The sequence below is a fragment of the Desulfovibrio intestinivivus genome (assembly GCF_053570665.1).
Genome location: NZ_JBRBQT010000001.1, coordinates 788844 through 804896 on the forward strand (window position 1 = coordinate 788844; position 16053 = coordinate 804896).

14 protein-coding genes are annotated in these 16053 nt (G+C 56.6%); 12 read left to right on the plus strand and 2 right to left on the minus strand.

The features are described 5' to 3' along the window. Positions 1 to 287: 287 nt before the first annotated feature. Positions 288 to 434: a hypothetical protein gene (locus tag ACUZ9P_RS03380; protein ID WP_449248644.1), complete on the minus strand. Its 147-nt coding sequence runs from the start codon at positions 432 to 434 to the stop codon at positions 288 to 290. After that, entirely contained in the window at positions 427 to 1338 is a 912-nt protein-coding gene (gene epsC, locus ACUZ9P_RS03385; protein WP_192112680.1) for a serine O-acetyltransferase EpsC, read from the minus strand. Before epsC ends, ACUZ9P_RS03380 begins: the two co-directional genes overlap by 8 nt. Before the next feature lie 884 nt (positions 1339 to 2222). Here epsC and ACUZ9P_RS03390 point away from each other — a divergent pair. The 12 genes from ACUZ9P_RS03390 (at position 2223) to ACUZ9P_RS03445 (ending at position 16025) form a co-directional block, all read left to right on the plus strand. Then, positions 2223 to 3614, plus strand: a complete 1392-nt coding sequence (locus ACUZ9P_RS03390; RefSeq protein ID WP_449248645.1) for an FAD-binding oxidoreductase — start codon at positions 2223 to 2225, stop codon at positions 3612 to 3614. Beyond that, positions 3611 to 4879: a (Fe-S)-binding protein gene (locus ACUZ9P_RS03395; protein WP_449248646.1), complete on the plus strand. Its 1269-nt coding sequence runs from the start codon at positions 3611 to 3613 to the stop codon at positions 4877 to 4879. The genes ACUZ9P_RS03390 and ACUZ9P_RS03395 overlap by 4 nt, the downstream gene beginning before the upstream one ends. A gap of 522 nt (positions 4880 to 5401) precedes the next feature. Continuing rightward, on the plus strand, positions 5402 to 6529 hold the full coding sequence (locus tag ACUZ9P_RS03400) for a 2-oxoacid:acceptor oxidoreductase subunit alpha (protein WP_298996126.1): 1128 nt from the start codon (positions 5402 to 5404) through the stop codon (positions 6527 to 6529). Between the two features lie 12 nt (positions 6530 to 6541). Continuing rightward, on the plus strand, positions 6542 to 7372 hold the full coding sequence (locus ACUZ9P_RS03405; protein WP_022659691.1) for a thiamine pyrophosphate-dependent enzyme: 831 nt from the start codon (positions 6542 to 6544) through the stop codon (positions 7370 to 7372). Between the two features lies 1 nt (position 7373). Beyond that, a complete protein-coding gene (locus ACUZ9P_RS03410) occupies positions 7374 to 7904 on the plus strand; it encodes a 2-oxoacid:acceptor oxidoreductase family protein (RefSeq protein WP_298996129.1) in 531 nt (176 codons plus the stop codon). Beyond that, on the plus strand, positions 7904 to 8128 hold the full coding sequence (locus ACUZ9P_RS03415; RefSeq protein WP_022659689.1) for a 4Fe-4S dicluster domain-containing protein: 225 nt from the start codon (positions 7904 to 7906) through the stop codon (positions 8126 to 8128). The genes ACUZ9P_RS03410 and ACUZ9P_RS03415 overlap by 1 nt, the downstream gene beginning before the upstream one ends. Before the next feature lie 16 nt (positions 8129 to 8144). Further along, a complete protein-coding gene (locus ACUZ9P_RS03420; RefSeq protein WP_449248647.1) occupies positions 8145 to 9050 on the plus strand; it encodes a bifunctional enoyl-CoA hydratase/phosphate acetyltransferase in 906 nt (301 codons plus the stop codon). A 150-nt stretch (positions 9051 to 9200) separates the two neighbouring features. After that, positions 9201 to 10277 carry a butyrate kinase gene (buk, locus tag ACUZ9P_RS03425; protein WP_449248648.1) on the plus strand — a complete coding sequence of 359 codons (1077 nt, stop codon included), beginning with the start codon at positions 9201 to 9203 and terminating at the stop codon, positions 10275 to 10277. Positions 10278 to 10801: 524 nt separating this feature from the next. Next, positions 10802 to 12232 (plus strand): SLC13 family permease, encoded by a 1431-nt coding sequence (locus ACUZ9P_RS03430; RefSeq protein ID WP_449248649.1) that lies wholly within the window; start codon positions 10802 to 10804, stop codon positions 12230 to 12232. 334 nt (positions 12233 to 12566) lie between these two features. Then, on the plus strand, positions 12567 to 14522 hold the full coding sequence (locus tag ACUZ9P_RS03435; protein WP_449248650.1) for a sigma 54-interacting transcriptional regulator: 1956 nt from the start codon (positions 12567 to 12569) through the stop codon (positions 14520 to 14522). 149 nt (positions 14523 to 14671) lie between these two features. Beyond that, positions 14672 to 14854 carry a hypothetical protein gene (locus tag ACUZ9P_RS03440; protein WP_022659683.1) on the plus strand — a complete coding sequence of 61 codons (183 nt, stop codon included), beginning with the start codon at positions 14672 to 14674 and terminating at the stop codon, positions 14852 to 14854. A 247-nt stretch (positions 14855 to 15101) separates the two neighbouring features. After that, positions 15102 to 16025, plus strand: coding sequence for a phosphoglycerate dehydrogenase (locus ACUZ9P_RS03445; protein WP_449248651.1), 924 nt, complete (start codon positions 15102 to 15104; stop codon positions 16023 to 16025). The last annotated feature ends 28 nt before the right edge of the window (positions 16026 to 16053 follow it).

Below are 16053 nucleotides of genomic sequence, written 5' to 3' on the forward strand. Positions count from 1 at the left end.
ACACACCAAGGAACACGCGTCGCGAAAGGCCAGAATTTATGAAGGCGGGAGTATGTCATGCAAGAGGCGGCATGTCCATAGCGTCAGCCCGCCTGAACCTGAAATTTCCTACACTGGCGCGCCTTGCACGGCCTGATGCCTGCACGGTTTCAAGCACCTGCTGCCAGCATGCCAGCAACCTTGATCAATGCTTCAAAAGCAAACAACAGACCCTGCCGTTCCTGCGCGCCATAGGAGCGTGCAAGAACGACAGGGTTTGTCAATTTGTGGCAGGGGCCCAAGCCGCGTTAATGCCCCACGCTGACGTCTGTCACCACCTGGCCTTTGGGTTTCACACTGAGGCCGCAGCCGCCAAGATTCAGCAAGGCGGCGCACAGGGCAACGCAAGACAAAAGCAGCGCCAGACGGCGCAACTGCTTGCGGCCTTTAGTCACGGGGTTTCTCCTGAGTAATGCGGGCTCCTGCCTGTACATCCTGAGTAATCCACACATTGCCGCCGATGACGGCCCCCTTGCCCACTGTCACGCGGCCAAGAATCGTGGCCCCGGCGTAGACAGTGACGTTGTCGCACAGTATGGGGTGCCGGGGGTTGCCCTTGGTGAGGGTTCCGTCCGCATTCTTGGGAAAGGAGAGCGCGCCCAGGGTCACGCCCTGATACAGGCGGCAGTTACGCCCGATGATGCAGGTTTCACCAATAACCACGCCTGTGCCGTGGTCGATGAAAAATTCCTCGCCAATGGCCGCACCGGGGTGGATGTCGATACCCGTTGTGCCGTGGGCCATTTCAGAAATGATGCGCGGAATGACCGGCACCTTGAGTTTGTAGAGTTCGTGGGCAATGCGGTGGTGAAACATGGCCCGCAGCGAAGGATAGCAGAAAATGGTTTCGCCGGGGCTGGTGGCCGCAGGGTCGCCCTCGTAGGCGGCCTTGGCATCGCCAGCGAGCAGGCGGCGTATTTCCGGCAGGCTGTCCATAAATGCCAAAGCGGCTTGCTGGCCCTCTGTTTCGCACGAGGTGCAGGGAATGCCCAGCCCCTCGCAGCTGAAGCAGAAGCCGCGCACGATCTGCTCGCCCAGCAGGCGGTGGATGCTGTCCAGGTTGGCGGCAAGGTGATAGCGCATAGATTCGCGCCGCACAGTGGCCGCGCCAAAATAGCCGGGAAAGATCGCCGCGCGCAGACGCTCTAGTATTTCAGAAAGCACCGGCAAAGACGGCATGGGCGCGCCCTGCCCCGAGCGGTGCCACACGGTGCTGAGCGAATCTTCGCGGCAGAGGCGTTCAACAACGCTGTCTATAAGGGGCATGCCGGTCGTGGTGATGTCCTGCTTTTTGTTCATATCAAAATCCTGCGGAAATATTCGGTTGCGCTTGAACCCACAGGCGGCTCAGCCTACTGCGGGCATCCCGGTAATTCTTATAAGTCTACATGGAGTTGCCCGCTGCCGCAATGGGCAGCCAGAGCCGCTCCAGAGAATACATGATAAATCAGGCCCTTCGTTAAAACTTTTAACGTAAGCTGGCGTTCCTTACTTCAAACCACCCACCATCCTCTCACAAAGAAGCTGCATGCAGAAGAAATATTCCATACGCTACGCGCCCTAAAAAAACTGGCCCGTTGTTATTCAGTAAGCACGCTCCGGGCATAAGCAAGCCCGCAGCCGCAGCCTAAATCCACAAAACTGTTTTCAGCGTTTTTCCCTTCTGTCTTGCCTGCCCGAATCCGGCAAGTTGGCAGATGGGCAGACGAGCAGATGGCAACCGTGCCGCCGCCATGCCCGCAGGCGGGGTGCAGAATGCCACGAGCTGGAGCAGTCAAGCCACAGACCGCCGCACCGGCAAGCAACCCCACACGCAAAGCCGCGCGGCATTATTAGCTTCGATTCACACCGTGTTAAGTTTTGCAACCAGCGCGTACGCAATATAAACGGGCACTGGGGATTTTGTGCAGCAGAATTTCATAAAAATACATCTAACTAATTAAAAAATAAAATTATATTTCTTGTGGCATGATTGCTGCTTAGCCATGAGCTATCGTAACAAGCGCCGCAAGCTCTCGGCAAATGACGGCTCACGTTACGTCAAAACAGACAAGTTATGCGCGGAGTGTCCGCGATTTTATTGAATATGTTGTCGCGGTCTTGCTGGACGCTCATGCCATCGGCAGCCGTTTGGAAGACCCCAATTTTGCACACCGCGCCAATGCGGTTAGCGAGGAGAAAAAATGCTGACAAAAGAGGATATTCGCACACATATCGCTTCATTTATCGGTGAAAAAAACATGCTCACCAAGCAGGAAGACCTCGTTTGTTACACCTACAATGCTGGCGGGGCGGCCCCATCAGCCTTTCTGCCTATTCTGGTAGCACTGCCCGTCACCGCCGAAGAAGTTTCCAAAATCGTCGGCTTCTGCAATGAGCACAAAATCAGCGTGGTTACACGCTCCCAGGGAAGCGGCCTCAGCGTCAACGCCATTACTGAAAGCGACTATTCCATCATCATTTCGATGCAACGCATGAACTCCATCATTGTGGAGCCGGAAATCCTGATGGCTGTCGTTGGCCCCGGCGCCATCACTGCCGACATCAAAAAAGCTGCTGCCGCGCACAGCCTCATGTACCCGCCGGACCCTGCCAGCTTCACGTTTTCTTCCATCGGCGGCAACGTGGCGACCGATGCAGGCGGCTTGCAGTGCGTCAAGTACGGCACCACCAAAAGCTACGTCACGGGCATGCAGGTCGTACTGGCTTCGGGCGAGATCATCCGCGCGGGCGGCAAGTGCATCAAGGACGTGACCGGCTACAACCTGACCCAATTGTTCACTGGCTCTGAGGGTACGCTTGGCGTCATAACAGAAATCACCCTCAAGCTCATTCCTCTGCCGCAGGCAAAGCGCGCCATGCGCGTTGCCTTCAACAACATTGAAAACGCCGCCAAGGCTGTTTCTGCAATCATGACGAGCGGCGTTGTGCCCTCCATCATGGAATTTCAGGAACAGACTTTGATCCGCGCTGTTGAAGACTACACCCATGCCGGTCTGCCCGTGGATGCGGGCGCAATGCTGCTGATCGAAGTGGACGGCGACGTTTCCACCCTCAAGCCGCAGGTGGAAGTGATCCGCCGGGTGTGCGAGCAGCTGGGCATGGTCGATTTTCACGTGGCAGAAACCGCAGAAGAAGCCGAGCAGCTCTGGGTTGCGCGGCGTTCCGGCCTGCCCGCCCTTGCCCGCGTGGCAAAGGGACGTTTGGGCGGCGACCCGGCTGTGCCCATCAACAAGCTTGCCCAGGCCGTGCACATGCTCTTTGAAGTGGGCAAAAAGCACGGCATCAAGGTGAGCTGTCAGGGCCATGCGGGCGACGGCAACATTCATCCGCACTTCTTCTTCAACTCTGATGAAGAAAAGAAAACAGCCGCCAAGGCCCGTTCCGAATTCCATTACGAAATCATCAAGATGGGCGGGACAGTTTCTGCGGAGCACGGCGTGGGCCGCGAAAAAGCGCCCTACATCACCAAGCAGCTGGGCGAAGCTCAGGTCGGGGCCATGCGGGCCATCAAAAAGGCTCTTGATCCCAACAATATCCTGAATCCTGGCTGCATCTTCGGAGGCCAGGCATGAGCAAGTCCCTGGACGAATTGAAAGCAGCCGCCCTCAAATGCACCCGTTGCGGGCAGTGCCTCACCATCTGCCCGGTTTACGGCAAGACATACGAAGAATCCAATTCTTCACGCGGCAAGCTTTTTCTGCTGCGTTCTCTGGCGGACGGCACGGTAAAGCCCACCAAGGAACTGATGGAACTGGCCGCCCGTTGCACCCTGTGCATGCGCTGCAAGGCCATCTGCCCTTCCGGCGTCAACACCACCGACCTGATCATGGCCTTACGCCGCAAGATGGCGGAAGAAGGCCAGCTGCCAGCCGCAAAGAGCATCGCCTTCAAAGCTGTCACCAAGGGTCGGCTGTTTGATATGGCCCTGAGCCACGCCAAACCTTTTCAGTCCATACTCTTCAAAAATACGGAAAACGGCGCGGGCAAGGTTTCACGCATTCCCATCCCCGCCGCAGGGCTGAACCTGCGCCGCGTTGTCCCGGCCCTGGCCGACAAGCCGCTGCGCAAGATCATGCCTGCCGTCAGCAGCCCCAAGGGATCCGCCCGTGCTCGAGTGGCCTTTTTCCCCGGCTGCATGCTCAACTATGTCTATGTCAATGCAGGCAAGGCCCTCATAGACGTGCTGGTTGCCAACGGCGTGGAAGTGCATTTGCTGGACAACCTTCAGTGTTGCGGCACGCCACTGTTTTCGTCCGGCGATTTTGACGGCGCGGCCCTGCTGGCTGAAAACAACGCGCGCGTCCTTTCGCGCGGCAGCTTTGACGCCGTCATCACCGGCTGCGCCACCTGCGGCTCGGCCCTCAGCAAGGAATACGGCGAGGTGCTGCAAAACAGCGACGCGCTTTCTGCGTGGGAAGGAATCAAGGACAAGGTCTTCGACTTTTCCGACTTCCTCATCAAGCTTGGCCCTGCGCCCTATGTGCAGAACGTCCCCCTCAAGGCGACCTATCACGATGCCTGCCACCTTGTGCGCGGCATGGGCGTTTCCAAGCAGCCCCGCAGCCTCATCCGCGCCATACCCGGCCTGCGCTTTGTGGAAATGAGCCGCCCCGATGTCTGCTGCGGTTGCGCGGGCACGTTCAGCGCCACCCACTACGAGCTGTCCCAGCAGATTCTGGCAGATAAAACCAGCGATATCCTGTCCACAGGGGCAGATGTTGTCGCCACGGGCTGTTCTGCCTGCAAGATGCAGCTTATCGACGGTTTGAGCCACCGCGGCGCAAACGTTCGAGTGCTGCACACTGCCGAACTGCTTGCCAAGGCATATGGCCTGTAACAGGGCCATGCCGCGTCCCTACGCGGCATCCCTTGCGGGCATGCTTGCTGTTTTGATTGAGCCATCTGCACAGCGAGCATGCCCGCAGGGGAAACAGTATCCAATCAACCGCAGAATATTCATAACGCCCTGTTATTTAATTTTTCCGCGGGAATAACGGATCAGCCCAATATTTCGCAACCGTACACAACGTTAACTTTCGCAACACAGCCGAAAACATAGTTAACCAAACAATCCAGCCTTTAGAAAAAAGAGAAGCAATTTCAGCGCAGTGCGGCAATCAATTTTTTGGCACAATACTTGCTAAACTAAAAACTGCAACTCTTGGATAATGGCAGGAAAATACACTCTCAAGCGCCTGTATTTTTCATATAAAAAAGAGAATTACAGCCATTACAACTGCAATTGATGCCGTTACATTCGACAAATGAAGTTGTTTTGCACAAAGCAGTACACATCAATTTGAGCAATGGCAGAATAATTACTGGTGGCACCACAACGGAAACGAGGTTTAGAAAGGCAATGAAAAAACAAAGCAAGCTCATCCAGGGTAACGCCGCCATAGCCCAAGGCGCGTTCTACGCAGGAGCGCGGTTTTACGCCGGGTATCCCATCACCCCTTCGTCCGAAATTGCTGAAATCGCCTCGCGCGAGCTCCCCAAGCTTGGGGGTATTTTCATGCAGATGGAAGACGAACTGGCGAGCATGGGCGCCATCGTAGGTGCATCACTGGCAGGCGTGAAGTCGTTCACCGCCACCAGCGGCCCCGGTTTTTCGCTTATGCAGGAAAACCTCGGCATGGCGACCATGGGCGAAGTGCCTGTGGTGGTAGTGAACGTGCAACGTTCCGGCCCATCCACAGGCCTTGCCACCAAACCGGCCCAGTCCGACATCATGCAGCTGCGCTGGGGACGGCATGGCGACCAGGAAATTATCGCGCTGACCCCGGCCTCGGTACAGGAATGCTTTGACCTGACGGTCAAGGCCTTCAACCTGTCCGAAAAATACCGCGTACCGGTCATCATGGCCCCTGAAGAAGTCTGCGGCCACATGCGTGAAAACGTCGTCATTCCTGACCAGGGTGAAGTGGAGGTGGTTGACCGTAGCCAGCCCACCTGCGCACCCGCCGACTACAAGCCCTTCTGCTTTGATGAAGGCGCGGTTGCTCCTCTGGCACGCTATGGCAGCGACTATGTTTTCCATGTCACCAGCTCCATGCATGGCGAAAACGGCTTTAGCTGCAATACGCCCGAAAATGCCGGACGCAGGGTCGCCCAACTGCACACCAAGATTGCCAAGGGCCGTGATGAGATCGTCATGACGCGCTACTTCGGTAAAGAAGACTGCGACACCCTGATCATTACTTCCGGCGTGGTCACCCGTGCGGCCCGCAGTGCCGCGCAAGAGGCAAATGCCAGCGGCGGCAAGGTTGGCGTTCTCCAGCTGCAAACCCTGTGGCCCTTTGCCGATGTGGAAGTGCGGGAAGCCGCACGCAAGGCCAAGCGTATTGTTGTTGCTGAAATGAACTATTCCGGCCAGCTGGCTGGAGAAGTGAAAAAGTATGTGCCGGATCCATCGCTGGTTGTTGGGGTTAACAGCTACAACGGCAGCATCATGACCCCGGCCCAGATCGCAGCCGCCTTGAAGTAAAGGAGAAATACAATGGCACAGGCTATTTCACGCTCGCTTCTTAACAAAGAAGCACTGCCGCTCATGTGGTGTGCGGGCTGCGGCAACGGCATTGTCCTGAACGCGCTTTTGTGCGCCATGGACGAGCTGAATCTCAAAAAGGAAGACGTTCTTGTCGTCACCGGCATTGGCTGCTGGGGCAAGGCCGATGATTATATTTCCGCCAATGCCCTGCATACCACGCACGGGCGCGCCCTCACCTTCGCCACCGGCGCCAAGGCGGCCAACCCCAATCTCCACGTCATCGTTCTTATGGGCGATGGCGACGGCACCACCATTGGCGGCAACCATCTTATCCATACGGCCCGCCGCAATATGGACCTTACGGCCATCATTGTGAACAACCTGAACTACGGCATGACCGGCGGCCAGTATTCGGCAACCACGCCCAACGGAGCCATCACCAGCACTTCTGTTGGCGGCAACCCCGAGCGCGGCTTTGACGTGTGCGATCTGGTCCGCGCAGCAGGGGCCAACTTTGTGGCCCGCGAATCCGTCACCAGCGGCATGCGCCTCAAAAACCGCATTGTTGCCGGTATCCAGAAAAAAGGCTTTTCGCTTATCGAAGCCATGAGCCCCTGCTCCACCCTGTTCGGCCCCCGCAACAAGATGAAGCAGCCTGTGGATATGCTGCGCAATCTCAAGGAAAAGGCCGTTTCCCAGGCAAAGTTTGATTCCATCGAGAACGCAGCGGATCTTGGCTACTTTGTCACCGGCGTCATCGCCGACAAGGACGTTCACGATTTCAACACTCGCTACGAGGCCGAGCGCGCGGTGATCACGGCCGCCAAGGGAGGAAAGTAGCATGGCCCAGTATGAATTTATCATGGCTGGCACCGGCGGGCAGGGCCTTGTGTTTTGCGCGTCCTTCCTTGCTGAAGCCGCTATTCTGGGTGGCCGCAACGTGGTGCAGTCCCAGTCGTACGGCATCTCGCAGCGCGGCGGCTTTATCAGCGCCGAAGTGCTGATGGATGATGCGGAAATCCTTTTCCAGCAGGTCGTCAAACCCAATCTGATCATTGCGCTGAACGAGGTTGTGGGCACCCGTTACGACAATGCCGTAGCCCCTGTTGTGTACGACACCTCGCTCATGAAACCCCGCCAGCTGAGCAACTGGATCGGCATCCCCATGACCGAGATCGCCCACGAGCTGGGCGCGCCCAAATCGGCCAACCTTGCCGGTCTTGGAGCGGCCATGGCGCTTACCGGCGCACTGCCTCTGGACACGCTGCTGAGCATCGCCGAGCGCAAGGGCAAACCCGAAGTGGCCAAGATTAACATGGAAGTGATCAGGCGGGGCGCTGCTGCCGCCCAAGCTGCCCGGGGGGGAAACTGATGAGTGAGGAAAAGAAAACTTTTGAAGTTTGCGTGGACGCCGTGCTCTGCAAGGGCTGCGGCTACTGCAAGGAACTCTGCCCCAAGTCTGTTTACGACTTCGGCACGGAATACAATGCGGCTGGCTATCTCTTTATGACTCCGGTCAATGCGCAGGCCTGCATAGGCTGCCGCACATGCATGATGGTCTGCCCCGACTTTGCCATTGAAGTTTTGGAAAAATAACAGGCCGGAGTCAGTCATGGTATACAAGAGCTTTGACGAACTTGAAGCAGCAGTGATGCAAAAAGCCCACAAGTGCAAGGTGGCTGTGGTGGAAGCCGCAGACGAGCATGTGCTTGAAGCTGTGCGGCACGCTGTTGAAGTGGGCCTTGTGGAGCCGCTGCTGTTTGGCAAGAAGGAAGATATCGCAGCAAAACTCAAGGCCATAGGCCTGCCGGGCGATGCCTATCCCATTGTTGAAACTGCCACGCCGCAGGAATCCGCCACAGGGGCTGGCATGGCGGTCAAAGAAGGCCGGGCCAACTTTATTCTCAAAGGCCTGATCCAGACCGGCGTTCTTCTCAAGGGTCTGTTCAAGGAAGAAACCGGCTTCCGCACCGGGAGGCTGATCTCGCACATGAACATTGTGCAGGTTGCCACCTACCCCAAGCTTCTGGCCCTGTGCGATGCCGCCATCAACATCGCGCCTTCGCTCGAACAGAAGCGCGACATTATCCAGAACGCGGTGGATGCCCTTGCGCGCATGGGCATTGATAATCCCAAGGTTGCGGTGCTGGCCTCTGCGGAAACCGTTAATGAAAAAATGCCTGAAAGCATTGACGCCGCCGCGCTGAAAGAAATGAACAAGAACGGCCAGATCACCGGATGCCTGATTGAAGGCCCCATATCCTATGATCTGGCGGTATGCGCGGAATCAGCCGCCACCAAGGGCTATGAAAGCCCCGTTGCAGGTGATGCTGACCTGCTGGTGTGCCCCAATATTGTCACCGCCAACGTGCTTATCAAGTGCCTGCGCCATACGGCCAACGCGCTGACCGCAGGCATAGTGGTGGGCGGCAGGGTGCCGGTGGTGCTCAATTCCCGCGCCGCGAGCGCTGAAGACAAGTTCAGAACCATGGTTCTTGCGGCCTCTGCTGCGGGGTAGCCAACTGCGGATGGGCTGGCCCTGCCGCTTGTTCCCCTGAGCCAACCGCTCGCAAGGTTTCAGGCTGCCGCGCTGCAATGCCGCTCAGCGCATCAGGCGCGGCAGCCCATAACAGCAAGAGCATTTTACATCGTTCCACAAGGATATGACATGGCGGAAACCAACTATACCGTTCTTTCCATCAATCCCGGTTCCACCTCCACGCGGATTGCCGTTTACAAGAACCACGAGCTTTTGTTCCAGAAAAAAGTGGATCATCCGGCAGAATCCCTGCGCGGGTTTGAAAGCAACGTCGCCCAGTTTCCCATCCGGCTGGATGCCATACTGAAGGCGCTGCAAGAAGAGCAGTTTGACCTGCACCAGCTCTCCGCCGTGGCCGGGCGTGGCGGCAAACTGCCCCCACTGTTGCAGGGCGCGTATCTTGTTGATGAGGGCATGCTGGATTTTCTGCGGCACCGCCCCATTGACGACCACGCCTCCAACCTCGGCGCATTGCTGGCGCACGAAATCGCCAAGCCGCTGAACATCCCCTCCTACATCTATGATGCCGTGGTGATGGATCAGATGGAAGACATCGCCAAGCTCTCCGGCCTGCCGGAAATTCGCCGCAAGGCCTCGTGCCATGCCCTCAACATGCGTGCCATGGCCATCAAGGCCGCCGCGAGCAAGGGCTGGAAACTGGCGGACAAGAACATCATCGTCAGCCACATGGGTGCGGGCATCAGCGCCACGGTCATTCATCAGGGGCGCATGATTGATGTTATCACTGATGAGGAAGGCCCCTACTCGCCCGAGCGTTCCGGCGGCCTGCCCAACAGGCAGCTCATCGACCTGTGCTTTTCGGGCAAGTTTGACCGCCATTCAGCCACGCGGCGCACGCGCGGTCAGGGAGGCCTGATGGCCTACCTTGGCACCAACAACGCCCTTGAGGTTGAACACCGCATTGCCGAAGGCGATGAAAAAGCCCGCCTTGTGTACGACGGCATGACCTATCAGGTCGCCAAGCACATTGCCTCGCTGGCTGCGGTCATCAACGGCAAGGTGGATGTTGTTGTGCTTACCGGCGCATTGGCCAACTCCTCGTACATCATTGACCGCGTGGTGCCCCGGATACAGTTCCTCGGCGAGGTCATGGTACTGCCGGGAGAAAACGAGCTGGAAGCGCTGGCATACGGAATTTTGCGCGTACTGCGCAAGGAAGAAGGTTTCCATACCTTCCACGAATAGTCAGGTGCACCCGTGTCGCGCTGCTTACCCCAATCCCTGTAGATCAAGCAGCCCCCTCAGGGGCAAGGCGGATCTCCGCCTTGCCCCTGCGAGCGACATACCGTTCCGGCCTGTTGGCGCATTGCTGACAACGCAACATTTAACTTGCTTATTGACATAGTTAGCGCAAAAAACACTGGCGCACGGCACATTGCAGTTAGCTGAAAAACAAACAATATTTTTACGATACCCATGGCGCAAATGCGGCCCAAATCGGGATCAAAAACAAAGCGCATAAAGAGATTCTGTGGATATCTCAAACGCGTTTAACAGACTGGTTGTTTGTGTTTGGCATGCGCGCACTAGAGCCCGGCAAGAGCGTTATTGTGGTTGTATCTGAAGTGACGCTCAACATATGAAACAAAAGATATTTTTACGTTGGGTTGCTTGCGCCTCTTTTGCATTTCCGGTCTGCTCCGGGGTTTTTAATTTTTCGTTCTTTTTTGCCCTGAGGCCGTTCCATTTTTTTACACAGAGGGAGTGTCATGGCTGAAATAGCTGCTGAAAACAAAGGGAATCTGGTCAAGAACATTCGCCTTGCGGGGTCTGTTCTTTCCATCATCCTTGGTATCTGGGTTGCCCTGCAAGCGCCACCAGAAGGCCTGAACGAAAAGACCATGATTGCTCTTGGCATCACCGTGTGGGCTGTGGGTTGGTGGATCACCGAGATCGTGCCAGAATTTGTCACCGGTTTGATGATGTGTATCTTGTGGTCGGCCTTCAAGTGCGTGCCCTTCAAAACAGCGTTTGCCACGTTTTCCACCTCCGGCTGGTGGATCATGGTCGGTGCATTCGCCCTGGGCGCAGTGGCAGGCAAAACAGGCCTCTTAAAGCGCATCTCGCTCTGGGTGCTCAAGCTGTTCCCTGCCAGTTTTGCCGGTCAGGTATGGGGGCTGATTGGTTCGGGCACTGTGATCGGGCCGCTCATTCCCAGCATGAACGCCAAGGCCACGCTTTCTTCGCCCATTGCCATGGGCATCAGCGATGAACTTGGCATTGAACGCAAGTCCAACGCGGCCAATGGCCTGTTCGGCGCATGCTATGTGGGCTTTATCCTCATGGGCCACATGTTCATGAGCGGCTCGTTCAGCCATTACGTGCTGGTGGGCATGCTGCCCGAGGCTTATCGCGGCGTTACGTGGCTGCAGTGGCTTTTGTGGTCGTTGCCCTATGGCGTGTGCGTTTTCCTCGGCATGGGTCTTTTCATCGTGACCTGCTACAAGCCCAAGGAAAAAGTCAGCCTGCCCGCAGGCTACAGCACCGCCCAGCTTGAAAAACTCGGGCCCATGACCCGTAATGAAAAGCTGTGCATGGGCGTGCTTATTGTCACCCTGCTGATGTGGATGACCGAATCGCTGCACAAGATATCTGCCGGTGAAGTTTCCCTCATGGCCATGTGCACACTCATGCTGCTCAAGGTTATGGACAAGAATGATTTCAAGACGGGCATCGACTGGTCGTCCGTTGTTTTCGTGGGCAGCATCCTGAACATGGCCTCGGTTATCCAGTCTCTCAAGGTTGACCGCTGGCTTGGTACGGAGCTGCAGCCCCTTCTTGCCAACGTGATTTCCGAACCCGCCCTGTTCATTGTGACCCTGGTGGTTGTGGCCTCGCTCGTCAAACTGGTTATTGTGTCGCTCACGTCCGCCTCGGCCATCTTTGTGCTGATTCTTCCGCCCATCATGATCGCCCACGGCATGAACCCCTGGATCGCCTGCATGGTCACCTTTGCCGGCAGCGATATCTGGTACCTGAGCTACATGAACTCCATTTACCTTTGCGCCCATTTCGGCACACAGGGCAAAATGGCGCGGCACTCAGCCATGATTAAACTTTCGGCTGCCTATACTGCCATATGTATAGTGGCCTTTCTTATCAGCATACCCTACTGGAAAATGCTCGGCCTCATAAAATAACGGGGTTCCGGCGTATCCGGTACGCAAGTCAGATTTGTTACGCAGTCGCGGCATGGATTTTATTGTGAAGTCCTTGCCGTGACTGCGTCGTTGAACAGAATATACTGGATAATCGCGACATACATGGTGCAAGACATTCCTGGCTTGCGTTGCTTGCATGGCAGGGCAATGGGCACTGATGCAAGACCGGTTTTGACCTGTGCTTTCTCAATACCTGCTGTATTCATTCAATATTTCATGCTGTTCATGTTTACTTTGCATACAGCGAGGTTTATGTTTTTAACACCGCCCGGCGCATACGCCATGTGCGAACCATTCAGATGACGAGGCCCCCATGCTGCCAGCCAGTTTCAAACCGCGTATTCTTTGTGTTTCCATTTATGGTGAAATGGCCCAGCTTGTGCGCCACTCCGCAGGCCAGTTCGGCGTTGAGGTGGATGTATTTGATGGCGGCATTTACAACAGCGGGCACCTCCACGCGCTTGAGGTGGAAAACCGTTACGATGTCATCATCAGCCAGGCGGGAACGGCCATTGCCATCCAGCATATGGTCAAAACACCTGTGGTGCCCATCCAGATTACAGCCAACGATATCGTCACCCCCCTGCGCGAAGCGTCAGAGCGTCATCAGAACCTGCTCTGCATCACCTACGACAGCAACCTGAGCGTTGACATTGAATCATTGGCGGCCTTTGCGCGGCTTAAAAATTTCCGGCAGGTCATCTACCGCAACGAGCAGGACTTCAACAGTATCATTACTCGCCTTCCCACGCTGAAAGATGTTGCCATTGTCGGATTTGGCGGATGCGTCATTGAAAAGGCGGCACAGTACGGCCTGCCATACTATCTCATACGTTCCAGCAAGGACAGCGTGCATCAGGCTGTGCTTTCCGCCCGCAACATTGTTGACCAGCACATCAAGGAGCGTACACGCTCCCGCCGCCTGAACAATATTATCAACTATTCTCTCAGCGGCATCGTTTCCGTCAATCGCGACAAAACCATTGCCATCTGCAACCGCCCAGCAAAGCAGATGCTTGACCTGCACGGCAAGAAGCTGGTGGGCATGGACATTGATGCCCCGTCAACGCCGCCGGAACTCAAGCAGATGCTCGGCAACGGCGAATACACCGTGGACAAGGTCTTGCCCCTCAAGGGCAAGACCCTTGTGGTCAACCGCGTACCTATCCGCGTTCGCGAGCATGATCAGGGCACCATCATTGTTTTTCAGGAACTTTCCAAAATCCAGAAAATCGAAGCTGAGGCCCGCGTACAGCTTGCCAGCAAGGGTTTGGTGGCAAAATACAATTTTTCAGACATCATCGGTTCAAAAAATACCCTTGGCCCGGTTGTGGCCGAAGCCAAGCGCTATGCCCGCAGCAGCGCCTCCATTCTCATTGAGGGAGAAACAGGTTCCGGCAAGGAGCTTTTTGCCCAGAGCATCCACAATTTCAGCGAGCGCAAAAAAGGCCCCTTTGTGGCCCTGAACTGCGCGGCCCTGCCCGAGCACCTACTGGAGAGCGAACTTTTTGGCTATGAGGAAGGGGCCTTTACCGGAGCGCGCAAGGGCGGCAAGCCGGGCATGTTTGAGCTGGCCCACCGGGGGACGCTATTTCTGGATGAAATCAGCGAAATGAGCCTCGCGACGCAGGTGCGTCTGCTGCGCACCTTGCAGGAAAAAGAAATCTTCCGCATTGGCGGCGACCGCGTAATCAACATTGACGTGCGCATTATTGCGGCTTCAAACCGCGACCTCTACGCCATGGCGCAGGAAGGCTCTTTTCGGCGCGACCTGTTCTTCAGGCTCAACATCTTGCCGCTGCAAATACCGCCACTGCGCAAGCGCAAGGAAGACATCCCCACGCTCATTGCCCATTTTATCAAAAAAAGCCATCAACACGTGGCCGGACGCAGCCGCCTCAAATTTGACAATGCAACGCTTGCCGCGCTGTCGGCGCACGGCTGGCCGGGCAATGTGCGCGAACTGGAGCATATTCTGGAGCGCGTGTTTACCCTCTATGACGAGCAACAGGACTTTGACGCGCTGATTACAGACATCATGCGGCGGCACTGCCTGCGGCAGGGCATGTCTGGCCCATGCCACCCTCTGGATGATGTTTTGCAGGTACCGCGCGGCACCATGGCAGAGATGGAACGCTTCATTCTTGAGGCCTCGCTTGAAGAGCACGGCGGCAACAAAAAGGCCCTGGCTGACGCTCTTGGCATCAGCCGCGTGACCGTGTGGAAAAAGCTCAAGGAACTTGAAGGCGAAGAACAGGGGCAGGACTGACCCCAAGGCGAATATGACCTGAAGCCAGCCGCGCATCTGACGCCCATAATCACGGCTGGTCTTGCTTTAGTATTTTTGCCCTACAGTTTTTTGCGCTTTTGCCGATCAGATGGATGCACAGGTTCGCACAAGCGGCCAAGGAGCAAGCCATGGACGATGTGAAGATGGGCATGAGCGTAAGCCTGGCCAGAAGCGCCTTGAACATTCAGGCCAACATGTCTGCAGCGCTTATCAGTGGCACTATTGATAAGGGCGCGGAAATGGAGCAGAACATGCGCAGCCAAGGGCTTGCCGCCGAGGGCATCGGCGGAAAGCTGGACGTGCAGGCTTAATACGCTTTGCCGTACGAAGAGGAACAGCCGCCGGGTACTGCCCGGCGGCTGTTGCGCGTTGAGAGGGTAAACCACGAATCAGGATCAGGCTGCGGCCCGGCAGCAATCGGCCATCTTGGCCTTCTGCTGCCGTCGTTCCGACATTTTTTCGTTTACCCGCGCGCGTTGACAAATACCCGCAGAATAGTAAGGCTGTATGCGCCGGTTCCCGGCCCAGATTCTGCCCATATCCGCACAAGGAGTTTTTGTGAAAATTCTTGTAACACCCCGTTCTTTCGGCAAAACAAATCCCGAGCTGTTTGACCGTCTGGCCCAGGCCGGGCTGGAAGTGATACGCAACGACACGGGCGGCATTCTCTCCGCCGAGCAGATGAAGGAAAAGCTGGCCGATTGCGCTGGCGTTATTCTTGGCGTTGACCCCATGGACGCCCCGGTGCTGGCCGCTGCCCCCGCCCTCAAGGCCATTGCCAAATACGGCGTTGGGCTGGACAATATCGACCTTGCGGCCTGCAAGGAGCGAGGCATCGCGGTTTCGCGCACCGTGGGGGCCAACAGTAATGCCGTGGCCGACTACGCCCTGACCCTCATGCTCATGGTGGCCCGCAAAGCCGGGCTTATCGACCGCCGCTGCCGCCAGAAAGACTGGGGCAAGATCACCAGCATTGACCTGTACGGCAAAACCATCGGCATTATCGGCCTTGGGGCCATTGGCCGCTGCGTGGTCAAACGCGCACAGGGCTTTGGCATGAAGATTCTGGCTCATGATGTTGTGTGGGACGATGTCTGGGCCGCCAAGGAAGGCGTGGAACGCGCAGATGTTGACCGCATTTGCCGCGAGGCCGACTTCATCACCCTGCACACGGTGCTGACGGATGACACCCGCAACCTCATCAATGCCCAGCGTCTTGCAAGCATGAAAAAGACAGCCGTGCTGATCAACACCGCGCGCGGCGGGCTTATTGACGAAGCCGCCCTGCTGGCAGCCCTGAAAGAGGGCAGCATCTACGGCGCGGGCCTTGACGTATTTGAACAGGAACCCCCGGCTGATGCAGCATGGTATGAGCTGGACAACCTTGTGATGGGTTCGCACTGCTCGTCCTCCACCGCAGGTGCCACGGAAACCATGGGCAACATGGCAGTGGCCAACCTGTTGCGCGATCTGGGGCTGTAAGCAGCTTCACGGCCTGAATAGTACGCGC